Raw genomic sequence first — 22,743 nt, 5'->3', positions numbered from 1 at the left:
ATGTGTTCTAATACAGGGCCTAAAATACAAAATGCCTACAAAAGGTCTTCATTAATATCCAAAATATTGTTTTGGATATAGGATCGTAAGAAGCCTTTGGTAAAATGTTCGGCGCCGTAAAAATTTTCCTTGGTCAATAGGGCGGCAATATTTTTGCCTCTAAATTGTTCAAGCATAGGTATGGATAGGGGAGCATAACTATAATGCCAAGGCTCATATTTAAAACCCCTTCTTTTTGGGTCATTGGTATAAACCAAATAAAAACCATAGGTTTCAGAATGTTCGTCCATCCATAATTTAAAGTCCTCATAAGGACCTCCGGCTTCAAATTTACTTGGGACAAGAACATCGCCTTCTACTTTACGATAACCATCTACAATATCAATATCTGTGCCCCAGTGGTGTCTGCTTGTACCGGGTATCGTTGAGTATTCAATTATTTTGTCAATAGCGTCCAGAGGTGCCATTCCTTGATCGGTATAGGTAATATATTTGCGTTCAAAAATGGCTTCTTGACGGGAAAAATCACGATAACTTGAGACAACCTTTAAATCAATACCAGCATTATAGGCTGCCATTTTCATTTCTAAAAATGCGTCATGGGCTTCCTTTCTAAGATTTATTCCTTTGCCGAACAATTCAATATCAGCCTTGCCCATAAGTTCCAATATGGAATATTCATAATCATCCTGTTTTATAAATACAGTGGGCAATAATGAAATTGCCAGTGCTGCAGAGCTGCTTTTTTGAATAAAATTTCTTCGCTTCATAAGTTAAAAATAAGATTTTAAGATGTGTCCTAGCCAATTTTAACGCAAAAATGGTCATAGAAAATACCATGAGTATTTTATTTCAACTATCGGGCCAAATACAAAAAGCCTTGGTAGTTCAATTTTTCGTCGATGAGGGCAATGGTATAAAAATAAACACCCGCAGGTAATCCTTTCTCGGCGTTTAGGGGAATGTTGTTCAAATTAGAAAATCCAATAAATTCATTGGTATAGTTCTCGAATTCAAAAACCTTGAGCCCGTAACGGTCATAGATTTGAACTAAATTATTTCCTTTATCCATTATTTCCGGGATAAAAAAAGTGTCGTTTATACCGTCTCCATTAGCGGAAACAATATAGTTATCTAATGTCAAGACCTCTTTTGACAAGGGTTCATACGGAATTTTGGATACCCCAAGGGTTAAAATTTCATAATCATCAGGAACAAATTCCTCTGTACTTACAATACCTTCGTTTACGGTACCGGTGGCGGCACTGCCTGCTAAATTGACCCACCTTCCTGAAAGCTTACTGTAGCCTACAGGGATGATTTTAGTGACATCGTCCGTAAGGTCTTGCAAGCCACTGCGGGCATTGTACGTGAGGGAAACAGTACTGGGTACGTTACCTTCCAAACGCCAAAACTCCTGATCGCTGACCAATTCGATATCCAATGCCGTATTTAGCGTATTATATGTGCCGGGGAATGAGTTTGGATTGTTGGCATCCTCATAAAAATATGCGCATTTTACAAAAAGATTTATACTGGTTGATCTTATGATTAACGGACGTAGAAAAGTCCTGTCACCTATAGGAAAAATAAATTCCTGTTTGTTGGTAATGGCTGCATACCCTTCAACTTTAGATAGGTCGTTTTCTCCCGTATAGAAGGAATCATCCAAAAAGGTATAAAAAATCTCAGGTTGGGTCAACGGTGTACGGACATTGCCTAGAATAAAATTGGTATTATTGCTATTATTGACCCCTAGGGCCAGCAATAGGTCGTTCTCCACTGCAATTTCCACATCATGGAATTGCGGCGTAAATTCACCGGAAACCATTAAAGGTGCTGTGCCGTAAAAACCGGTCAATCCCAAGTTGCCGTCCATAGGTGCGGCATTGATAAGGTTGGTGTGAAAACCCAATGAACCCCCTTCATGAATACGTAAATTGCCATTATTATACAGGGCAGTTTGGGCAGATGCGGTTGAGCCGATCAGGAAAAAAATAAGTAGATGTAGCTTATTCATTATTCCTTTGTTTTTACTAACATCAAATGTTTAATTTCCTCCATTTGCGCTTTAAGGAGTTCTATTTCGTTGGCCATATCCTTATTGGTCGTTTCCAAGGCCTTAATTTTCTTTTCCTGCTCAATGGTATGTAAAAATAACTCTTCTATTTTTTCAAGGTTGGTTAAGGTAGTTTTATTGATGATAATTCCCCCTTGTTTTTCAATATCATGATAAGAGGGTACGTTGGGTAAATGGTGATTTGCCTTTATGAAATTCTCCACTTCTAACAAGCTTGGCATATCATAATCTGGTTTTAAATTGCTGTCACCTAAGAAATATTTTTGGAAAACGTAATCTGGTACTTGTGTGCCGTTCACAAAAACATCTCCATCAAATCTTGAAGTGCCTACGACATGTAACTTGCCATTTGGAGTTGCAGTGCCTATGCCGACATTTTGATCCGTATCAATTCTTATAGCTTCAGTTCCTCCTGTTACTAAACCTAATTGATCGGCGGCAGCTCTATACATACCAGTATTAGAGTCATCATTAAAACTATAGGCAACACTACTGGGAAGTGTGCCAAAAGTATTCCTAATTCCTTCCGCTCTTATAGTTCCTTCTACATGGAGTTTATTTGCATTTACAGTTGTACTATTTCCAATTCTTATATTTCCAGTTCCGCTAAAACTTAGATTGTTTCCCGCCAGTCCCAATGTTCTATCTGCATTTAGGTTTAGGTTTGCATTCGCTATATTTTGACCGCTAGTTACTGAGAGGTCGAAATCGTTATTGGTTCTTGCAATGGTTACCGTGCCGTTGGTAGATGTGATGTTCTGTATTTCGTTAGTGGCACTTCTATCACCGTCCGCTGTTTCAGAAGCTGTTATGGCAGTGGCAACTTCAGAATCAAGTGCGAAAGCGGCAAGCGAAACATCTTGGTTGTTGCCACCTTCGATACCAATAGTGAGGACTTCACCTGTGAGAACGGAACCCACAATGTTCTGGTCATCGGTGCCACCTGTGACGGCAAGGTCAAAATCGTTATTGGTTCTTGCAACGGTTACCGTGCCGTTGGTAGATGTGATGTTCTGTATTTCGTTGGTGGCACTCCTGTCACCGTCCGCTGTTTCAGAAGCTGTTATGGCAGTGGCCACTTCAGAATCAAGTGCGAAAGTGGCAAGGGACACATCTTGGTTGTTGCCACCTTCGATACCTATAGTGAGGACTTCTCCTGTTAGAACTGAACCCTCAATGTTCTGGTCGTCGGTACCACCTGTAACCGAAAGGTCAAAATCGTTATTGGTTCTTGCAACGGTTACCGTGCCGTTGGTAGATGTGATGTTCTGTATTTCGTTGGTGGCACTTCTGTCACCGTCCGCTGTTTCAGAGGCTGTTATGGCAGTGGCCACTTCAGAATCAAGTGCGAAAGTGGCAAGTGAAACATCTTGGTTGTTACCGCCTTCGATACCTATAGTGAGGACTTCTCCTGTTAGAACTGAACCCTCAATGTTCTGGTCGTCGGTACCACCTGTAACCGAAAGGTCAAAATCGTTATTGGTTCTTGCAACGGTTACCGTGCCGTTGGTAGATGTGATGTTCTGTATTTCGTTGGTGGCACTCCTGTCACCGTCCGCTGTTTCAGAGGCTGTTATGGCAGTGGCCACTTCAGAATCAAGAGCGAAAGTGGCAAGCGACACATCTTGGTTGTTGCCACCTTCGATACCTATTGTGAGTACTTCTCCTGTGAGAACTGAACCCTCAATGTTCTGATCATCGGTACCACCTGTAACCGAAAGGTCAAAATCGTTATTGGTTCTTGCAACGGTTACCGTGCCGTTGGTAGATGTGATGTTCTGTATTTCGTTGGTGGCACTTCTGTCACCGTCCGCTGTTTCAGAGGCTGTTATGGCAGTGGCCACTTCAGAATCAAGTGCGAAAGTGGCAAGCGACACATCTTGGTTGTTGCCACCTTCGATACCTATAGTGAGTACTTCTCCTGTTAGAACTGAACCCTCAATGTTTTGGTTATCATCACCGGCAGTTCCTGTATTATCCGCCGCAGGCTCCCATGCTAAAGTTGTTTCATTCCATTTTAACACTTCCCCATCTTCAGCGCCCATATCACTTAAATTATTAAGGCTAATGGCATCATCGGCAATAGTTAATATACCAGAATTGGCAATGGTTGCATCTCCACTTATAGTTACTTCTGTGGGTAGGTTTGTGTTACTACCTATTAACATGGTACCACTCGCCAAGGTGGGTATACCCGTACCATCTGTTAGATCATTGGTCACGGTCCAAGCACCCGCACCTGCATTTAAGGATTGGTCCCATTTAATAATTTGTCCGTTCGTTGCGCCATTTTGATTTAAATTTTCCAAAACAATGGTTTCATCCGCAATATTTGCACCTTCCACTACCTTGTTCAATAGGGTCAACGTTCCATTATTGCTTAAACTGGCATCTCCTTGTACTACAGTCGGTGTTGCTGTATTTAAATCGTTACCTATAAAAATATGACCATTGTCCAATGCGCTGGTTCCGGATCCGGCGGGAACCCAAGTAACCACACCTGCCGTATTGGTAATCAACATTTGGTTTACCGTGGGAGTAGGTGTTAGGGGCTCTATGTTAGCCGGGGTAATTACCCCGTCCTTAATGGTCAATTCCCCAATATTGTTCATAGTGGCATCTCCATCTATGGAAACCTCCGTAGGTTCATTGGTAGCATTGCCCACCAAGATAAATCCGTTGTTCAAGGAAGTAATGCCACCTCCTGCCAAACCACTAAGGTTCACCTGATTGCCCGGTGTGCCTGGCGTGGTCAACGTTAGGATATTGGTAGCGTTGTCAAAGGCCAGGTCCTGTAATTCGTTCCTGACGTCCCCATCTACTTCTGCTGCACCGGCGGGTAAGGTAATGTCATTGCCCCCGGTTATGGAAAGTACATTGCCGTTAATGCTCAAGGTCTGTTCGTCCGTATTGTCCAAATAGGTGGTGAGGTCTATTGGAGCGCCACCAGCTTCAAGGGTTAAAATATTGTTGTTTAATGTCAATTCTTGATCATCTGAACCTATAACTGCCTCTAGATTTACCGATCCCCCGTTGGGCGTAGCAGATTTGCTAATGCTTAGGGTATTGGTCAGTTTATCAAAGGACAGGTCTACAAGTTCATTGGTGTCATCCGTATCTTCATCCGCTACGATATGGTCCGCGATCAAGGTGGTGTTGTTGGAGATATTAAGCTGTATACCTTCCGATAATTCCAGCCTATTTTCCAATGTACCGTCACCGGTAATGGTAAATTCGTCCGCAATGGCACCTTTTAGGGCATCTGCCTCTTGCCAAACCACGATTCCGTTTTCATCGGTAATCAAAATATGTCCCGGAGTATGTTCCGCTATGTTCACCGCTTGTATACTACGTTCCTTTAGCTCTACGGAACCCACGGCATTTTCCCTAATTTCACTTGAGCCTACGGAATTTTCGGCCAATTTATCTTGTGTAATGGAGTTATCGGCAATATCTACGGCCCCAATACCCCCATCTACGATATTGTTTCCTAAAATACTGTTCTTGGCCACTTCCAAGTTATAGCCCGCATTACTTTGGGTAATGGCAATAGTGCTTCTATTATTTATTATGGGGTCGTTTGTGATATTGAAATCGACCGCATCACATAGATTGATCCAAGCAACACCGTCATAATAGTAAATACATTCGGCATCCGTATTGTACACGATTCCACCCCGCTGTGGTAAAATGGCATCCATCTCTGCGGTGGTAACACGTGTAATGACCAATACTTTAGAGGAACTTTCAAGTTCCAGTATAGAGGCAGGGTCAATATTTTGTGGGTTGTCTCCAATTTTTATTTGTCCTGTAACCGTTGGTACGGTGAACAATGCGATCAGGAAAAAGAATATTATGGCTTTCATACTAAGCGTTTTAGGGCAAAAAATAGTGGGTAACAAAAATAGAATTATCTATTAATTATGCTTTATTTATAGGTTGAAATATTATACATATAGGTTCAATTACATGGAAGTTCGGCAAAAGGTATTGTTATTGCCTTGATATCATGAAAAATAGGCGGTTTAGAAGCTCCATAGGTCCAAGAAATTAACAAAAGTTTATTGGCGGCTTTTTTTTTATGATGCTTACATATCTTTTCTTTATATTTTAAATGCCTTAGAAACAGGTGTCAGATTTTTTAAACACAAATAAATGACCAAAAAACTACTTTTTATATTCGCAATTTTCACTGTGGCAACGGTATGTGCACAAGATATGGACAGGCGACCATTGCTAGGGTCCGTTATTTACATGAGCCAAGGCGTACCCAATGAAAATGTAATAAACACTACCTCGGAAAGAGCAACAATTACCAATGATCAAGGACAATTTAAAATTGATGTTAAGGTAGGGGATGAACTGGTATTTACGGCCATTAACTACAATATAAAAGTAGTAACCATTACCGAAGATATATTGGAGAACAATAGGTTGGTCGTAGAGGTAAATGAAAAAGTGACCGAATTGGATGAAGTGGTCATTACGCCAGAACAGCAAGAGCGTTTTTTAAAGCTAAAGAATGAAGAATTCAAGGAATATGAATATGAAATAGATCGTAGTACGGAGGTTGAGAACATTGCCCTTTCCCAATCTGAAAGGGGCCTACAGAACGGATTGAACTTTGTCAATATTTTCCGGGCTATTTTCAAATCACAAAGCGAGAAGGAGGAGACAGGTCCTAAGCTAAAGGTCAGTGAGGTATTACGCCAGGTGTATGATGATACGTTCTTTGTGGTAGACCTGCAGATACCACAAGATAGAATCAATGAATTTTTAATCTACTGTGATACCAGAATGCCAGCGCAATCGCTCTTAAAGAAAGAGAATGAATTTCAGTTGATAGATGCCCTGGTAACGAACAGTAAAACATTTCTCAAGGAAATAGATGAGGAGTAATCTCCTAATTTTTTTATTTTTTTTTACGCTAACGGCCGTCGCCCAAACGGACGGCTCCAAACAGTTGGAAGGTAGGGTGTACAGTGATGATGGCGATGTTGCAGCTACACATGTTTTGAACTTGACCACCCAGCGTGCAACCATAACGGATAACAATGGTTTTTTTTCCATTCCCGTACATATCATGGATACGTTAGAATTTTCGGCCATACAGTATAAAAAGAAAATTGTAGTGGTTACGCCATCGATCATGGCAAGTAAAATGATTACCATAGGACTGGAAGATGCGTTGACAGAATTGGACGAAGTTACCGTAACCCCTTACAACCTTAGTGGTGATTTAAGTAAGGATATAATGACCCTTACCATTGATCCGGTAGTTACCGCCTCTACTTTAGGCCTGCCCAATGCATATGTACGTATTCCTACCAAAGCGGAGCGTGAACTACAAGCTGCTACCGCAAACCCTATAATGAGCTTTGATCCGCTTATCAATGCCATTACCGGTCGAACCAAAATGCTTAAACAACGGGTTGCAAGAAACAAACTATATGAAAGAACCCAAAGGGTCCGTGATTTTTTTACGGATGAGGAATATGTGGAAATCTTACGTATACCTTTGGAAAAAATAGATGATTTTCTCTATTATTGCGAAGTGGATTACCGTTTTCAAGAGGTGGTAGACGCACATGACCGTATTGCGCTTTGGGAGTACTTAAGACAAAAAAGTATCCTTTATAGAAAGAACAATGCATTAGATTAGCATTTTGCAATTTGGCATATACTTTGCAAAGGGTCACATAAATAATTGAACATGAAATTTCTTAAAATTGGTTTGCTCACCCTGTTGTTGCCTTTTTTTGCCTTTACAGGTGTGCATAAATTTTATATCAGTGTTACTAATGTAGATTATTCAGAAAAGGACCGGTCCGTACAGATCATTACGCGCATATTTATAGATGACATGAATAATGTCATCAATGAACGGTACGGCATACCTGCAAAATTGGGTACCGATCGTGAGTCTTCCATGGATCGTGAATATCTTGAAAAATATTTGCGCACCAAATTTGTGGTCGAAATAAATGGGGAAACGGTTACCTATGATTTTATTGGTAAAAAGTACGATACGGATATGGTAATCTGTTACTTGGAAGTACCCAATATACAACGCGATGAATTAAAACAGATCGGAATAACGAACGAGGTACTTACGGACCTCTTTGATGACCAGCAAAATGTTGTTCATATTAAGGTGGATAATAAAAAAAAGAGCCACGTACTCATTAAATCGCATACTAAAGGAATGTTAAACTTGTAACATAATATTAAGAAATCCTTTTAAAAACTTTATTTTTCGAACACTAAAAACAAACTCAAAATGATAAGAATAAAGTACGCATTTGCCTCTATTTTATTCCTTTTTACAGCGGTATCCTTTGCACAGGAACCGGCAAGCAATGAAAAGGAACCTGGACATTACAACCAAAGTAAGTTCAAACAACTTTATGAAGAATTTGCAACCCCAAACACGTATAGGTCCGCATCTGGGGCGCCTGGGCCTGATTATTATCAGCAACAGGCAGATTATAAAATGGATATTAGGTTAGATGACAAGAACGCCAAGATTTATGGAGAGGAAACCATAACCTATACCAACAATTCCCCAGATCAACTTGAATACTTATGGGTGCAATTAGACCAGAACATAAGGACCAAGGACTCCAAGGCTTTATTGAAAAATGGTAGTGGAGTGCCTATTGCAGATGAGGCAAAAACATTTGTAGGTAAATATATGACCGAGCCTTTTGATGGAGGTTTTGTCATTGAACATGTTAAGGACGATTCTGGTAAGGCATTGCCTTATACCATTAATTTTACCATGATGAGGGTTGATTTGCCCACTCCGTTAAAAAGTGGGGAAAAGTTCTCCTTTAATGTTAAATGGAATTATAATATTCCAGATCATACCGTAAATAGGGCAAGGTCTGGTTATGAATATTTTGCCGAAGATGGTAACAGGGCCTATGTCATAGCACAGTTTTTTCCTAGAATGGCGGTTTACAATGATGTAGAAGGATGGCAAAACCATCAATTTTGGGGCAATGGAGAATTTGCATTGCCATTTGGGGATTATGAAGTAAACATTACCGTACCGGCAGACCATATATTGGACGGCACTGGAGTTCTTCAGAATAGAAAGGAAGTATACTCCAAGGAAATGATGAAACGGTATGAGCAGGCCAAGAAATCTTATGATAAACCTGTATTGATCGTTACCCAAGCAGAAGCGGAAGCAGCGGAAAAAGGTTTTTCCGACAAAACAAAGACCTGGAAGCTAAAGGCTGAAAATGTACGTGATTTTGGCTTCGCTACTTCCAGAAAATTCATTTGGGACATGCAGGCCGTTAAAATGGGCGATAGGGATGTAATGGCCGTTTCCATGTATCCAAAGGAAGGCAACCCGTTATGGGAAGAATATTCCACAAAGGCGGTGGCACATACCTTAAGGTCGTATTCATCACATACGTTTGAATATCCTTATCCAAAAGCAATATCCGTTCATGCTAAGAATCAGGGAATGGAATATCCTATGATTTGCTGGAACTATGGTAGACCTAATGCGGACGGTAGTTATTCCGATAGGACAAAATATGGTATGATCAGTGTAATCATCCATGAAGTAGGCCATAATTTCTTCCCTATGATCGTAAATTCAGATGAACGTCAGTGGGGCTGGATGGATGAAGGTCTGGATACCTTTATGCAATATATGGCAGAACAGGAATTTGGAGAATTGTACCCGGAAGCTATTGCGCCAAATGAGAAATACCCATCAAGAAGAGGTGATCCGGCCAAGATCGTTCCATATATGAGCGGCGATCAGAGTACAATTTCCCCGATTATGTCAAATCCTGAAAATGTATTTCAATTAGGCCCAAATGCTTATGGTAAACCGGCTACTGCGTTGAATATCTTAAGAGAGACCGTTATGGGTCGTGAGCTTTTTGACCATGCGTTCAAGACCTATGCGCAGCGATGGAAATTTAAACATCCTACTCCAGAAGATTTCTTCAGGACAATGGAAGATGCCTCTGCGGTAGACTTGGATTGGTATTGGAGAGGTTGGTTCTATACTACGGATTATGTGGATATGGGCGTTAAGAACATCAAAAAATATTATGTGAGCGATAAGCCAAACAAGAAAATGCAGGCTTATTTGTCTGAACGTGGTATGACAGAGGCCGATCTTAGACCACTTGTGTATTTGGAAGAGTTTGACGATGCAAGTATCGTTGCACCGGAATTGAAGAACAACTTGCCTTCAGAGACTTCCCAGACCCTTAAGGAATATATGATGGACAACATGACCGCTGCGGAAAGGGCGGCCGTTAAAGAGCCAAAATATTTTTATGAGATTACCTATAATAGTCCCGGTGGTTTGCCTATGCCGTTGATCGTTGAATATACCTACGCGGATGGTACTACTAAAAATGTCACCTATCCTCCGGAAATTTGGAGAAAGAACTCCAGTGAGGTAATGATCGTTGTTTCATCTACCTCAGAATTGACCGGCGTGGAAATTGATCCTAAAATGGAAACTGCGGATATTGATACGACCAACAATAGTTGGCCAAGGAAAGAGCAGGAGAGCGATTTTGATCAAATGAAAGAAGGTATCAAAGGAGATTAAGACGAAAATATATTTTATAAAAGCCTCGTATAACTACGGGGCTTTTTTAATTTGGATACTAAACTTGTTTATATTTGTAGCATGATTATGATGTACTCATTATTTATTAGCGGCGCGGAAATTTTCTTCATTATGTTCATAGTGGTGATGGTTTTTGGGGCGGACAAAATTCCGGGCATTGCCAAGGGATTGGGGAAAGGTATGCGTCAATTAAAGGATGCCACCGAGGATATTAAGCAAGAGATACAAAAAAGTGCGGATAAACAGGGGATAGATACCAGTTTCGTTAAGGATATTAAAAAAGATATCGATGATATGAAGAAGGATATAGACTCTGGTTTGGCCAAGGACGTTAAAAAACAAATAAGCGACGTAGGCAAGAATATAAGTGATGTTACAGGTAGTATAAAGAGAAAGTAAACCCATATGTTAGATAGCATTCTACAATGGGATCGTGATGCTTTTATCTATCTAAACAACCTTGGTGAGCAACCCTATGATTTTTTCTGGTCTACCGTTACTAAATACCCTCCATGGATTCCCTTGTTTTTAGGGATTTTGATTTTATTTTTTATTAAATATCCCAAAAGGGAAGCCCTTACCTTGATCGTTACCTTATTGGTCATGGTTTTTTTTGTTGAAACACTTACCAATTTGGTTAAGCAGATTGTAGCTAGGCCTAGACCCAATAATGATGAGGATTTAAAAATGATGATCAGGATTGTAAAAAATCCGTCCAGTTATAGTTTTTTTTCAGCCCATGCCGCTATTTCTTTTTCCATCATGACCTTTGTGACTTTTTGTCTACGAAAATATGTGTCATGGGTGGTACTAGGTTTTATTTGGCCAGTATTGTTCATAATGAGTAGAATTTATCTAGGGGTACATTACCCATTAGATCTCTTGGCCGGAGCACTGTTTGGAGCACTATCCGCTTATTTCTTTTTTAGGATATACCACAAGCTTATTTCACCCTACTTAAAGTAAGTCCGTCCCTAATGGGTAATAGTACGGTGTCCAATAAAGGATGCTCGCTCAACTTTTTATTATAGTTTAATAAAACCTTGGTCGCCTTATCCTTTGGGTCCAACGGTTCCACTACTTTACCGGACCAAAGGACATTATCCGAAAGAATGACGGAACCAGATGTTGTTTTTGGTAATACCGCTTCTAGATAATGATCGTATTGTTTTTTTTCCGCATCAATGAAGACGAGGTCAAAGATTTGATCCATTTGTGGAATAATATCCAAGGCATTGCCTATATGCTGTACAATTTGGGGACCATAACCACTTAGGTCAAAATACTTACGCTGAATGCGTTCCAATTCTGCATTGACATCTATGGTATGCAAAATGCCGTCATTGGGTAGACCTTCTGCTAGACAAAGGGCGGAATATCCGGTATAGGTACCTATTTCAAGAATAGTTCGTGGTCTAATTATCTTGGAGAGCAAACTTAATACACGGCCTTGAAAATGACCCGTTAGCATTCTGGGCTGTATGACTTTTAAATGGGTTTCACGCGTGAGCTCCTGTAGTAACTTAGGCTCCTCTTGGGAATTATCCGCTAAGTATGATTCTAAAAGTGGCGACAGAAAATGCATATGTTTCTTTTTGCAAAAATAGCGTATTAAGCCTTAATTTAATGGTTTGGAATATTTGTTGAAATAGCTATGATATTAAAAATTAGAGAAGCTAACCTAGATGATCTGGTAGTTTTAAGGGAATATGAGCAGGAAGTCATTAAGGCAGAACGGCCAATGGACCCCACAATTAAAAATGAAAAGGTTACCTATTATGATTTGGAGGCACTTATGTCCAATCCACGTGCTATTATAATAGTAGCTTGTGACCAAGAGAAAATAGTGGGTACTGGTTATGCACTGGAAAAACCTGCCAGACCCTATTTGGACCATACACATTATGCCTATTTGGGTTTTATGTATACGCATCCATCCTATAGGGGAAAAGGGGTAAACGGTAAGATTATGAACCGTTTAAGTCAGTGGGCTAGTACAAATGGCTTATCTGAATTAAGGTTGACGGTTTATAGTGATAACCAACCTGCATTACGTGCATATGAAAAAGTTGGCTTCAATAATCACATGATAGAAATGAGATTGCGAACCAAAGAATAATGATAGGTTTTGGTCATGTTAAATTTGTTTATGGGCTTATCTTTACTTTTTTATAAAAATTGATATGGAGTTTAAGAATACATTGGAATTTGCAAAATCATTGGATGCCATTGACCAACTTGGGGTTTACCGGGATGAGTTTATCTTCCCTAAGGTAAATGGTAAGGAGGTCATATATTTTACGGGCAATTCATTGGGTCTGCAGCCAAAACGTACACAGGGTTTTATAGATGAGGTCATGAAAGATTGGGCAGAATTGGCCGTAGAAGGTCATTTTTATGCTAAAAAACCATGGTGGGACTATCACGAGCAACTTGCCGAACCTTTAGCTAAAGTGGTAGGTGCGTTGCCAGAGGAAGTTTCCGTTATGAATACCCTTACGGTAAATCTACACTTGTTAATGGTTTCCTTTTATAGGCCAACTACAAAGCGTTTTAAAATTATCTGTGAGGAAAAAGCATTTCCCAGCGATCAATACATGTTTCAAAGTCAAGTGCGTTTTCATGGCTTAGACCCAAAGGAGACCATTATAGAAGTTAAAAAAAGGGAAGGAGAGCATTATTGGCGTACGGAAGATGTTATTCAAAAAATTAATGAGGTGGGCGATGAGCTTGCTTTAGTATTGATTGGCGGAGTAAATTATTATAATGGGCAAGTAATGGATATGAAGGCCATCACCAAAGCTGGAAAAGCAGTAGGCGCTATGGTTGGTTGGGATTTGGCCCATGCAGTAGGAAATGTTAAGCTAAACTTACATGATTGGGAAGTGGATTTTGCCTCTTGGTGCAGTTATAAATATATGAACAGTGGACCGGGCAATGCATCGGGTATATTTGTAAACCGAAAATATTTAGGTAAAACTGATATACCTAGATTTGAGGGTTGGTGGGGAACGAAAAAAGAGACCCGGTTTTTAATGAAACCTGAGTTTGAACCAATGGAAAATGCAGATGCTTGGCAAATAAGTAATGCTCCGGTATTGTCCATTGCACCATATTTGGCTTCTTTAACTTTATTTGAGGAAGTGGGTATGGATGCTTTGATAGAAAAAAGAAACAAGATCGTTTCTTATCTTGAGTTTATATTGCATGAAATAGATAAGGAAGTTGATAGTTCTTTTGAAATAATTACACCAAAAGATCGCGGTTGTCAACTATCGGTATTTTTACATGGTCACGGTAAGTCATTATTTAATTATTTAATGGAGAACGGTGTAATTACAGATTGGCGAGAACCTAATGTAATACGATTGGCACCTGCTCCTTTTTATTGTTCTTATGAAGATATGTATCGTTTTGGTCAAATTTTAAAAGCAGGAGTTCTTGCCAATTAGAAGGTAGAAATAGAACCGGAGTATTTCATTTTACTTAACCAACATCCAATTCTAAATGAAATCATTGAGCTTAATATTACGAAATGCACGCTACTTTGGTCCGTCATGGGTATTTGCAAGTATCAATATTTTATTTGGTACGTGGGCAATATATATTCCTACGGTAAAGGAGAATTTGGGCATTGATAAATCTCAATTGGGCATTGCTATTTTTTTTCTGGCATTGGGTGTATTTTCAATTTTTCCTTTTGCATCTTCAATCATTAATAGGGTAGGTGTTGGTAAAACTACCTTTTATGGAGTGCTGTTTAGCTGTGCGGCAGCTATGTTGCCCTTAATGGCTGCTAATTATTATGTATTAATGGCGGCCCTTTTTCTATTTGGAGCCTCTAATGGTCTTACGGATATATCCATGAACACCTTGGTCACTGAAATAGAGAAAAAGGACAAGGTAAAATTTATGTCAGCTTCTCACGGTTTTTTTAGCTTGGGTGGCGTTTTGGCCGGTATGGGCAGTTTTTTAATAGGTCCGCTATCAAATCCGGTCTTACACATGTTCTTGGCCGTGGGGTTGGTATTGATCATCAATTTTAGATTTAAAAATCAATTTATTCATGAAACTGCTGAGGAGCTTGTACAGGAACCTTTTAAGTTAGGGCTTCTAAAACCCTTACTTCTGTTGGGTTTTATATCATTTGTGGCCATGGGTAGTGAAGGTGCCATTGTAGATTGGAGCGGACTGTATTTAAAAGAAATAACCCTGGCGCCGGAAACTTTTTGGGGATTAGGCTTTTTAGGTTTTCAAATAACTATGACCCTGGGCAGGTTTTTAGGCGATGGTATAAATGAATCCATTGGTTCAAATAAATTGGTGGCTTTAGGTGCACTCTTAGCTATTTTAGGATATCTTTTGGTCTTAAGTACGGACACGATACTTACTATAATTGGGTTTGCCTTGAACGGTTTAGGATTTTCGGTCATTGTGCCTGAAGTTTTCAGAATAGGAGGTAATGTAAAGGGTGTAGATTCTTCCAAGGGTATTGCATTTATAGCCGGTTCCGGTTATGCCGGATTTTTGTGTGCACCACCAATTTTAGGATTTTTGGCAGAAAATTATAGTCTTACCAGAAGCTTTGTAGTATTGTTGGCCTGTGGATTTTTAATATTACTTTTTACCTTTTTATTAAAGAAAAAGAACGTTTAGATCAATTCTTGATATTGCTTTTTACTTTAAATTCATTATTGGGGTCCTGTGCATTTTCAATGAAGTTGGCCATTTCTTCTGTCAATAATAATTGGTTTTGCCCTTTCCAAAAATTTTGGTCATACGAATAATTAATTTTAAACAAATCTTTGGTAGCACTTACATTTTTTTTGACCTCAAAGGACCCTTCATTGTCCGTTGTGGTGAGAATAAATGATACATCATATAACGATGTATATGAATTCTGGTCATCCGTTATCTCTACCTTTACCTCATATTTTGCATTTGCTAAATAATATTTGTTCGTGTTTGATGATTTGGAAAGTGCCATCTCTTTTTTTATGGTAACCGTTCTAAATCTAGTATCACCATCCTTATTATAAGGATTGTTTTTATAGCGTACGGTCATGTAAATTCTTTCAATGGCGTTGTTGGTATTGTTTATAATATAATGGCCTTTTACTTCTTCATTGATAAACTCAGGTTTGGTATGAAAACCAAGCTTGGTCTTACGTTCATTCTCAAAGGTAGATTCGGTTAAATTAAAAGCATCTCCCGTGGCATTAATGGGGGTAAAATTCATGAAAAGCTCATAAAAAGTTTCAAAAATAAAGTATACTTGGTTCTCATCCTTTGCCAAGCCTACTTTACGCATATTGGTCAATTCAACCTTAAAATCTTTAGTGCTGGGCACTATATCTTTGGTATATAAAAGTGTTCTCCTTTCTAGTTTTCCCTGTATATCTTGGATTCTGGTAATTTCTCCATTATATCTTAAGACCCCTCTAAGAAAAAACCGCTCCTTGTAAGGGTAAATAGGATAGTTTGATCGTATGGAATCACCAATTTTTTGCCATAATGTTTTATGGTTGGTTACGGTAACCTCATTTAATTTTAAAACACTTTTGTTGAGGTATACGGTATCACTAACTTTTTGAAAGGTGGTGCGTATTTTATCATAACCTACCAGATAGATGGTAATGGTGTCTAAAGATGAGGAAAATTGAAAACGCCCGTCTTCATTGGTAACGGTATGGTTTTCAGTATTGAAAATACCAACAAATTCTAACGGCGAATTATCAACATTATCAACTACTATGGCCTTTAAGGTATTTTGGGAATAACCAAAAATTGAAAATAGGATGAATGTAAAAAATGATACTTTCATGAATTATTGATTTTCGATGAAAATACATCAAACTTTAATCCCTATGGTTTAACCTCAACCCCTGTAAAGTATAGTGAAAAATCTGTATCCGGTCTTTTGTGCATTGTACTTATGCTCAGGCCGCTTAATTTCTTATACTCCTCCCAAGTGGTCACCATATTGGGTTCTTTTTGGTTTGTTTTTCTAAATGCCCATTCCTTAATGATATAATCATCGCCAAAATAATAATCATAGGCATCTCCAGGGGTATATCCACCTTCATTTGCATAGACCGTGGTAAGTTTATGCATTTTTTGCTTGCTTATAGGTGCCTCTATTTGCTCTGTATGTTCGTATGAAAAATTATTTTGGTCCCATACCAGTTGAAAAGGGGCTAAAAGCCAGAATTTATCGTTTACAAAACCACCATCTGTACTAGCCATAGTGCTATCAACCGCTTTTCTATTATAGGATATGGTGTCCTGGCGGGTGGTCATTATGACCGTATGGGTTTTGGTGTTCCATGACCATGTGCGCTCAAAGTGAGAGGAATCCCTATCCACGTTAAATGTAAATTTTATATTGGCTATATCTTTCCAGTCCTCAAAACCATGCGCATTTGCAACTTTTTCCAAGATCGTTATTTCTTTTGGGGAAGATGCTTCTTTCTCCTGTTTACTACGGTCGGTTTTACAACTAATGGAAAGGACTAGGGAGCAAACGGCAAGGATGAGTATTTTTTTCATTTTTAATACATTTTGTATCAAATATATCAATTACCAAATCTTTAACCTACTTTTATTTTTTGTAAACCTATAGTACCAGTGACGTTTCTTAAAAGACTTTGTTTTATAATTATTGGAAATCAGTTTGGAGACAAATCAACTTCCAATACGGCTTATAGCGATTATTCCGATATTGATTTGGTACGTGAAATTGTTATAAGAAAGGATGCACTTTTGTTTGGGGAACTATATGATCGGTATTCTAAATTAGTATATAATAAATGTCTAGGATTTGCAAGGTCTGATAAAGAGGCGGAGGACCTTACCCAAGATATCTTTCTAATGTTATTTGTTAAATTGGGTTCCTTTAAGGGAACTTCAAAGTTTTCTACCTGGTTGTATTCCTTTACCTATAATTTCTGTGTAAATTATGTCAATAGAAATAAGGAAAGACGTATAAAGGACAACTCGGTCAAATTTGAGACCACACCCGAAGTCCCCATTGAGGTAACCGATGATTTGTTGCTGCAGATGCAGGTAGATAAGCTAAAGAAAGCTTTGGAGAAAATTGCACCCGAAGACAAATCATTGTTACTTTTAAAATACCAGGACGGGGCTTCTATTAAAGAATTGGAAGATGTTTTGGGATTAAAACCAAGTGCTATAAAAATGAGGCTAAAAAGGGCCAAGGCCAAAGTAGTAGAAATGTATAAAACCCTACCTTAATGTTAGAACAAGACAAGAATCCGTTTAAGATTTTAGAGGAGGATATGAAAAATGTCCCCCCAGAATTGCGTAAAAAGGTAATGGACGACATTGCCGCGGCTAAGCTTGTCATGGAGCTTACCAACCTGTTTACAGGTAATTTTGCATCGATTATAGAAGGTATGCTCAAAACAAATAAATAATTATATACACTAGCAGTAAACACATAAAGAATGGATACAGTTGATAAATGGAAAGACCTCACTTTTGAATCGTTAAGCAATATTTTCAGGGATATTGCGGCCGCTTTACCAGGGATATTTGGTGCTTTTATCGTAATGATTTTTGGTTGGTTGATCATTAAGGTCACCACCTTTGTACTAAAACGTATATTCAAGGCAATTAAATTGGACCGGTTTAGTCAAAAAATCAATGATGCCAAATTATTTGGTGATGCAGATTTAAAAGTAGATATCGCTAAACTGCTGGTCACATTTATAAAAGTGCTTTTGTGGTTAGTGTTCATCATTGTGGCATCAGATATTATGGGGCTAACCATCATATCTTCTGAGATAGCCAATTTATTGAGATATCTGCCTATATTATTATCTGCATTGGTCATCTTTATGATTGGGTTATACCTGGCCAAGATTATCAAGGAAACAATTATAAAAGTCTTTGATTCTATTGGAATGGGAGGGGGCAAAATATTGGGCAATGTGCTATTTTATCTCATAATTGTATTTGTTAGTATTACCGCCTTGAACCAGGCCGGGGTAGATACTGAAATCGTTACAAACAACTTTACGATTATCTTGGGTGCTTTCCTCTTGGCAATAGCCCTTGCATTAGGTTTGGGGTCGCGGGAAGTAGTTGGAGACTTGCTCAGGACATTTTATACCCGAAAAATTTATGAAGTAGGGGACAAGGTAAAAATTGGTAAACTACAAGGGACCGTTATAGGCATAGATAACATATCCATGATTATAAAGACCAAGACCGGCAAGGTTGTCATCCCTATTAAAAAAGTAGTGGAAAAAACGGTTACGGTAGATGAAACCAAAATTGAATAGACCATAAACAAATTTTAAGGGTTTTATGGTAAGAATTGAGTTGGTCTTTGGCGTATTTGTTTACCAATTAATTCCTTAATTTTGTTATTGATAAATAAACTTAAAATATGAGTGCTAAAAAAGGAAAAATTCAGGAAGCCATAGATGAGAAATTGTTGGAAGAAAGAAAGGTGTTCCTATGGGGTATGGTTGATGACGATTCTGCAAAACATGTAATTGATCGGTTGTTATATCTAGATATGCAGAATGATAAGGAAATACAGCTTTATATCAATAGCCCTGGAGGATATGTTACTTCTGGTTTTGCCATGTACGATACTATAAAGTCCCTTAAAAGTCCGGTGTCTACCATCTGTACTGGATTGGCGGCATCAATGGGCTCAATATTACTATCCGTAGGTAAAAAGGGGAGAAGGTTTATACAGCCCCATGCACAAGTAATGATCCATCAACCAAGTGGTGGAGCAAGAGGACAGGCTTCCAATATTGAAATCCAAGCTAGGGAAATAATAAAGACAAAAGAACTTAGTGCCCGTATATTGGCAGATAATTGTGGTCAGGACTATGAAAAGGTACTAAAGGATTTTGACAGGGATTACTGGATGAATGCCGAAGAATCTATTGAATACGGAATAGTGGACGGTATTATGAAATAAGTGAATTATTTTTTGAAAAATTAAAAAGTCCTTTACCATTACGGTAAAGGACTTTTTTATGGTTGATCAGTTGTTTGGTTTATTTTGATACGCTTCTACCTTTTTTAATTTGTAGAATAGGGAATTCGGTTCGTCTGTTCAGTTCAAGTTCCTCTGGCGTGCAATCTTGTTTACTGGTACACTTGTTAATTGGCATACGTTTGCCAAAACCTTTATAAGAGACGATTCTATCCTTTGAGACGCCGTTTTCTATAAGATATTCATAAGTAGATTTTGCCCTACTTTCCGATAAGTTGTCGTTATAGGTATGACTACCAACCGGATCTGTATGAGATTCCAGTTTAATAATCATATCCGGATATGTTTGGTTCATTACCTTAATTACCTTATCCAATTCTTTGGCGGCATCTGGGCGTATATCACTTTTGTTGAAATCAAAATATATCTTGTTAAGTCCCGCCAATAATTTTAGGTCAAGAACAGGTTCCAGAACAATGTCTTGCCTTAGTATTTTCTGGGCCTTTGGAGTTTCTGCTGTATTGAAATACACATTTTTATGAGGGTGTGTTTTTCTAACCGCCTCTATCATATATGTAGTTTTTCTATTAACCGGAAATCTGTAATACCCGTTCTCATCTGTCATGGTCTGTGCAACCATGGTATTGGTAATTTGATCATACAGTTTTATCTGCACACTATCCAACATTTGTTCGTTTACACCATCCACAACATAACCTTCTACGTCCAATGAAGGCGTAAACTTAAATTTATAGATGTCATCACTACCCATACCACCCTCTCGGTTAGAGCTGATATAACCTTCAAGTCCATTAGGAAGTCCATAATAGGCAAAATCATCACTGGAACTATTGATAGGGGTACCTAGGTTAATAATATCGATAACCTTACCATCCTCATCGGAAATTGTAGAAAATACATCCAATTGACCGAAACCAACATGGCCATCTGAACTAAAGAACAATTTTCCTTCCTCATTTATGAACGGAAACATTTCATTTCCTTCGGTATTCACGATCGGTCCTGCGTTCACCGGTGTCTGTATACCACCGCGTTCATGAATTTCAGCATAATAAATATCTGTGCCTCCATAACCGCCCGGACGGTCACTGGTAAAATAAATTCGGGTTCTGGCCTTGTTTACGGAAGGGTGTCCTGTAGAGTAATAATCACTGTTAATTCTCAGGTTACTGTTTTCTACCCATTCTCCATCAATAAATTTGGCGGTATATATTTTTAGATTGATTTCGTTAGATGCTCCGTAACCTTCCTTTTTATCATAGAAATTGTTACGGGTAAAATACATAATCGTATCATTTTTGTAATCCGTAGAAAACGCTACGCTACTTTCATGAAATTTGGTATTTACATTACCTTTTAACCTTTTTGGCATGGACATATCATTATCTTCCTGAACTACAAAAAGATCTAACCAAGGTTCATCGTTCCAACCATAGGTATCTCCGGTAACTTCATCTCGTCTAGATGAACCAAAATATAGATTGCCCTTAAATCTAGAGATTCCAAAATCGCTATCTGTAGAATTAAATGAAACGGGCTCTACTTCATAACGTTGTCTACTGTTAAATACTACAGATGCCAAGTTGCCATCCTTTAAAAAGCGTTTTACCCTAGAATCGTTTTTATTGTATTTTTTATATTTTTTAATCCACTTTTCAGACTCATCCAAATCACCATTTGCATAAAGTGCCATGGCATATTTAAAATAATAATCCGTAGGCAAAGTTGCATTATTGATTACCGCCTTAAAATGGGGTATGGATTTTTTATAGTCTCTAATAAGCAAATAACATTCTGCCAATTGTTGGTGTGCATACTCAGAATTTAAATCTGAATCTATCATTCTCTCATATTCCGGTATTGCCTTGGCATAAGAGAATTTACTAAAGTAATAATCCGCTTTTTTTTGGGAGGCAAATTGTGCAAAGGCAAATTGGCCTACTAAGAAAAGTAACGTTAATATGGAGTAGGTTTTATACGTTTTCATTGCGTTTGATTTAGGATTCTAGAAATATCTTGGGGATTTTACAGGACCTAATACTTTCTTTCTGATTTCATAGATTAAAATAATTTCATGGGTTCCTCCGGTGTACGGTCTTACCGCAGAAGTCGGTAGGTCATAGGCGTAACCGATCCTAAAATCCTTTGATACTTGGTAATCCATCATGGCACCAAAATTTGAAGCATCGTTTACACGATAGGAAGTACCAATCCAAAACTTTTCGTTGAACAAAAAGTTGATGGTAAAATCATAAGTGGCCGGAGCACCATTGGTAAATTTGGTAATTATGGTAGGCTTGAATATTGTGGTAGCCGACAAGTCGAACACAAGTCCACCAATGGCGTAATAACTATTTCGTTCCAATGCCTGAAATTCACCCTCGTTCAAATCGGTATTAAGGATTCTTGGGGAAGAAATACCCGCATACCATCTGTTAGAGCCAATATATACACCGGCACCAAAATTAGGGTTAATACTGTTAAAGTTAGAATTGAAAAATTGATCATTGGGGTCTGGGTTAACCAGGTTATAACTAGTTGCGCCGCCCTTTAAACCAAAGCGTAGGTTTATTTCCTCGCTAACGGGTACGGTATATGAAAAATCGGCATAAAAGTAATTGGTACTTTCAAAACCCAAACGGTCATTGATGTATGACACCCCTAAACCTATTCGTTCATTTTTTAATGGGGTATGAACCGAAAAGGTACTCGTTCTTGGATTTCCCTCTAGACCTGCCCATTGGTTTCTGTGCAGTACTGTAGCATTTAATGTTTCCCGGCTACCTGCATAGGCGGGGTTAACTGAAATGGTGTTGTACATGTATTGCGTAAACTGGGGTAGCTGCTGCGCTTTGGCAAAGGCACCCATAAAAAGTAGTACAGCTAAAAGAATATGAGCTTTTCTCATGGTATAGTTCAGGGTTTAGCGATTACCGCTATGTATTTTTTATAAGTAGGTTAATCTTATTGTTATCAAAATTAGGTTGATGCGTCATACTTTTAAAAATTAGACGGTCATTGCCTTGTAATATTCGTTCTTATACCTTT

At 38.6% G+C, this 22,743-nt stretch carries 21 protein-coding genes; 13 read left to right on the top strand and 8 right to left on the bottom strand.

The features are described from left to right. Window positions 1-35 precede the first annotated feature (35 nt). The 3 genes from JM81_RS07085 to JM81_RS07075 all read right to left on the bottom strand — a co-directional run bounded on the left by JM81_RS07085 (window position 36) and on the right by JM81_RS07075 (window position 5,946). Window positions 36-770, bottom strand: a complete 735-nt coding sequence (locus JM81_RS07085; RefSeq protein WP_144801758.1) for a M15 family metallopeptidase — start codon at window positions 768-770, stop codon at window positions 36-38. Window positions 771-856: 86 nt separating this feature from the next. Further along, window positions 857-2,020 carry a gliding motility-associated C-terminal domain-containing protein gene (locus JM81_RS07080; protein WP_144801755.1) on the bottom strand — a complete coding sequence of 388 codons (1,164 nt, stop codon included), beginning with the start codon at window positions 2,018-2,020 and terminating at the stop codon, window positions 857-859. Next, a complete protein-coding gene (locus JM81_RS07075) occupies window positions 2,020-5,946 on the bottom strand; it encodes a hypothetical protein (RefSeq protein ID WP_144801752.1) in 3,927 nt (1,308 codons plus the stop codon). Before JM81_RS07075 ends, JM81_RS07080 begins: the two co-directional genes overlap by 1 nt. 289 nt (window positions 5,947-6,235) lie before the next feature. Here JM81_RS07075 and JM81_RS07070 point away from each other — a divergent pair, with 289 nt between their 5' ends. The 6 genes from JM81_RS07070 (at window position 6,236) to JM81_RS07045 (ending at window position 11,660) form a co-directional block, all read left to right on the top strand. Then, entirely contained in the window at window positions 6,236-6,979 is a 744-nt protein-coding gene (locus JM81_RS07070) for a hypothetical protein (protein ID WP_144801749.1), read from the top strand. Then, entirely contained in the window at window positions 6,969-7,742 is a 774-nt protein-coding gene (locus JM81_RS07065; protein ID WP_144801746.1) for a hypothetical protein, read from the top strand. The genes JM81_RS07070 and JM81_RS07065 overlap by 11 nt, the downstream gene beginning before the upstream one ends. Before the next feature lie 51 nt (window positions 7,743-7,793). After that, complete coding sequence (locus tag JM81_RS07060; RefSeq protein WP_144801743.1) at window positions 7,794-8,300, top strand: DUF6702 family protein; 507 nt, start codon at window positions 7,794-7,796, stop codon at window positions 8,298-8,300. A gap of 60 nt (window positions 8,301-8,360) precedes the next feature. Continuing rightward, window positions 8,361-10,673, top strand: a complete 2,313-nt coding sequence (locus tag JM81_RS07055; RefSeq protein WP_144801738.1) for a M1 family metallopeptidase — start codon at window positions 8,361-8,363, stop codon at window positions 10,671-10,673. Between the two features lie 81 nt (window positions 10,674-10,754). Further along, window positions 10,755-11,093: a twin-arginine translocase TatA/TatE family subunit gene (locus JM81_RS07050; RefSeq protein WP_379920950.1), complete on the top strand. Its 339-nt coding sequence runs from the start codon at window positions 10,755-10,757 to the stop codon at window positions 11,091-11,093. Window positions 11,094-11,099: 6 nt separating this feature from the next. Beyond that, the gene (locus JM81_RS07045; RefSeq protein WP_144801736.1) at window positions 11,100-11,660 is read left to right on the top strand and encodes a phosphatase PAP2 family protein; all 561 of its coding nucleotides are present in this window, start codon (window positions 11,100-11,102) and stop codon (window positions 11,658-11,660) included. On the opposite strand, the gene JM81_RS07040 is transcribed toward JM81_RS07045, so the two are convergent. Further along, entirely contained in the window at window positions 11,638-12,279 is a 642-nt protein-coding gene (locus tag JM81_RS07040) for an O-methyltransferase (protein ID WP_144801733.1), read from the bottom strand. The genes JM81_RS07045 and JM81_RS07040 overlap by 23 nt on opposite strands. 69 nt (window positions 12,280-12,348) lie before the next feature. Here JM81_RS07040 and JM81_RS07035 point away from each other — a divergent pair, with 69 nt between their 5' ends. From JM81_RS07035 to JM81_RS07025, 3 genes are all read left to right on the top strand, one after another. Next, window positions 12,349-12,813 (top strand): GNAT family N-acetyltransferase, encoded by a 465-nt coding sequence (locus JM81_RS07035; protein ID WP_089263356.1) that lies wholly within the window; start codon window positions 12,349-12,351, stop codon window positions 12,811-12,813. Between the two features lie 64 nt (window positions 12,814-12,877). Further along, on the top strand, window positions 12,878-14,146 hold the full coding sequence (kynU, locus tag JM81_RS07030) for a kynureninase (protein WP_144801730.1): 1,269 nt from the start codon (window positions 12,878-12,880) through the stop codon (window positions 14,144-14,146). Window positions 14,147-14,201: 55 nt separating this feature from the next. Further along, complete coding sequence (locus JM81_RS07025; protein ID WP_144801728.1) at window positions 14,202-15,350, top strand: MFS transporter; 1,149 nt, start codon at window positions 14,202-14,204, stop codon at window positions 15,348-15,350. Window position 15,351: 1 nt separating this feature from the next. On the opposite strand, the gene JM81_RS07020 is transcribed toward JM81_RS07025, so the two are convergent. Next, complete coding sequence (locus tag JM81_RS07020; protein ID WP_144801725.1) at window positions 15,352-16,518, bottom strand: carboxypeptidase-like regulatory domain-containing protein; 1,167 nt, start codon at window positions 16,516-16,518, stop codon at window positions 15,352-15,354. 41 nt (window positions 16,519-16,559) lie between these two features. After that, complete coding sequence (locus JM81_RS07015; RefSeq protein ID WP_144801701.1) at window positions 16,560-17,243, bottom strand: hypothetical protein; 684 nt, start codon at window positions 17,241-17,243, stop codon at window positions 16,560-16,562. Between the two features lie 78 nt (window positions 17,244-17,321). Here JM81_RS07015 and JM81_RS07010 point away from each other — a divergent pair, with 78 nt between their 5' ends. From JM81_RS07010 to JM81_RS06995, 4 genes are all read left to right on the top strand, one after another. After that, window positions 17,322-17,948 carry an RNA polymerase sigma factor gene (locus tag JM81_RS07010; RefSeq protein ID WP_144801699.1) on the top strand — a complete coding sequence of 209 codons (627 nt, stop codon included), beginning with the start codon at window positions 17,322-17,324 and terminating at the stop codon, window positions 17,946-17,948. Beyond that, window positions 17,948-18,130 (top strand): hypothetical protein, encoded by a 183-nt coding sequence (locus JM81_RS07005; protein WP_089263344.1) that lies wholly within the window; start codon window positions 17,948-17,950, stop codon window positions 18,128-18,130. Before JM81_RS07010 ends, JM81_RS07005 begins: the two co-directional genes overlap by 1 nt. Before the next feature lie 30 nt (window positions 18,131-18,160). Next, the gene (locus JM81_RS07000; protein WP_144801697.1) at window positions 18,161-19,000 is read left to right on the top strand and encodes a mechanosensitive ion channel family protein; all 840 of its coding nucleotides are present in this window, start codon (window positions 18,161-18,163) and stop codon (window positions 18,998-19,000) included. A 107-nt stretch (window positions 19,001-19,107) separates the two neighbouring features. Beyond that, complete coding sequence (locus JM81_RS06995; RefSeq protein WP_089263340.1) at window positions 19,108-19,656, top strand: ClpP family protease; 549 nt, start codon at window positions 19,108-19,110, stop codon at window positions 19,654-19,656. Window positions 19,657-19,735: 79 nt separating this feature from the next. On the opposite strand, the gene JM81_RS06990 is transcribed toward JM81_RS06995, so the two are convergent. Together JM81_RS06990 and JM81_RS06985 are read right to left on the bottom strand one after the other, a co-directional pair. Beyond that, a complete protein-coding gene (locus JM81_RS06990; protein WP_144801694.1) occupies window positions 19,736-21,682 on the bottom strand; it encodes an OmpA family protein in 1,947 nt (648 codons plus the stop codon). An 18-nt stretch (window positions 21,683-21,700) separates the two neighbouring features. Beyond that, a complete protein-coding gene (locus JM81_RS06985) occupies window positions 21,701-22,603 on the bottom strand; it encodes a type IX secretion system membrane protein PorP/SprF (protein ID WP_089263336.1) in 903 nt (300 codons plus the stop codon). Between the last annotated feature and the right edge of the window lie 140 nt (window positions 22,604-22,743).

The sequence above is a fragment of the Maribacter sp. MAR_2009_72 genome (assembly GCF_007827235.1).
GTDB classification, from domain to species: Bacteria; Bacteroidota; Bacteroidia; order Flavobacteriales; family Flavobacteriaceae; genus Maribacter; species Maribacter sedimenticola.
Note: the sequence above shows the minus strand (reverse complement) of the source record. Positions and strands in the feature narration are given on the sequence as shown.

Bases quoted from the DNA above. Each gene is read 5' to 3' on its own strand.
- JM81_RS07040 (WP_144801733.1), bottom strand. From the start codon at position 12,279: ATGCATTTTCTGTCGCCACTTTTAGAATCATACTTAGCGGATAATTCC.
- JM81_RS07085 (WP_144801758.1), bottom strand. From the start codon at position 770: ATGAAGCGAAGAAATTTTATTCAAAAAAGCAGCTCTGCAGCACTGGCA.
- JM81_RS07075 (WP_144801752.1), bottom strand. From the start codon at position 5,946: ATGAAAGCCATAATATTCTTTTTCCTGATCGCATTGTTCACCGTACCA.
- JM81_RS07035 (WP_089263356.1), top strand. From the start codon at position 12,349: ATGATATTAAAAATTAGAGAAGCTAACCTAGATGATCTGGTAGTTTTA.
- JM81_RS07065 (WP_144801746.1), top strand. From the start codon at position 6,969: ATGAGGAGTAATCTCCTAATTTTTTTATTTTTTTTTACGCTAACGGCC.
- JM81_RS07050 (WP_379920950.1), top strand. From the start codon at position 10,755: ATGATTATGATGTACTCATTATTTATTAGCGGCGCGGAAATTTTCTTC.
- JM81_RS07055 (WP_144801738.1), top strand. From the start codon at position 8,361: ATGATAAGAATAAAGTACGCATTTGCCTCTATTTTATTCCTTTTTACA.
- JM81_RS07020 (WP_144801725.1), bottom strand. From the start codon at position 16,518: ATGAAAGTATCATTTTTTACATTCATCCTATTTTCAATTTTTGGTTAT.
- JM81_RS07070 (WP_144801749.1), top strand. From the start codon at position 6,236: ATGACCAAAAAACTACTTTTTATATTCGCAATTTTCACTGTGGCAACG.
- kynU (WP_144801730.1), top strand. From the start codon at position 12,878: ATGGAGTTTAAGAATACATTGGAATTTGCAAAATCATTGGATGCCATT.
- JM81_RS07015 (WP_144801701.1), bottom strand. From the start codon at position 17,243: ATGAAAAAAATACTCATCCTTGCCGTTTGCTCCCTAGTCCTTTCCATT.
- JM81_RS06995 (WP_089263340.1), top strand. From the start codon at position 19,108: ATGAGTGCTAAAAAAGGAAAAATTCAGGAAGCCATAGATGAGAAATTG.
- JM81_RS06990 (WP_144801694.1), bottom strand. From the start codon at position 21,682: ATGAAAACGTATAAAACCTACTCCATATTAACGTTACTTTTCTTAGTA.
- JM81_RS07060 (WP_144801743.1), top strand. From the start codon at position 7,794: ATGAAATTTCTTAAAATTGGTTTGCTCACCCTGTTGTTGCCTTTTTTT.
- JM81_RS07045 (WP_144801736.1), top strand. From the start codon at position 11,100: ATGTTAGATAGCATTCTACAATGGGATCGTGATGCTTTTATCTATCTA.
- JM81_RS06985 (WP_089263336.1), bottom strand. From the start codon at position 22,603: ATGAGAAAAGCTCATATTCTTTTAGCTGTACTACTTTTTATGGGTGCC.
- JM81_RS07005 (WP_089263344.1), top strand. From the start codon at position 17,948: ATGTTAGAACAAGACAAGAATCCGTTTAAGATTTTAGAGGAGGATATG.
- JM81_RS07080 (WP_144801755.1), bottom strand. From the start codon at position 2,020: ATGAATAAGCTACATCTACTTATTTTTTTCCTGATCGGCTCAACCGCA.
- JM81_RS07025 (WP_144801728.1), top strand. From the start codon at position 14,202: ATGAAATCATTGAGCTTAATATTACGAAATGCACGCTACTTTGGTCCG.
- JM81_RS07000 (WP_144801697.1), top strand. From the start codon at position 18,161: ATGGATACAGTTGATAAATGGAAAGACCTCACTTTTGAATCGTTAAGC.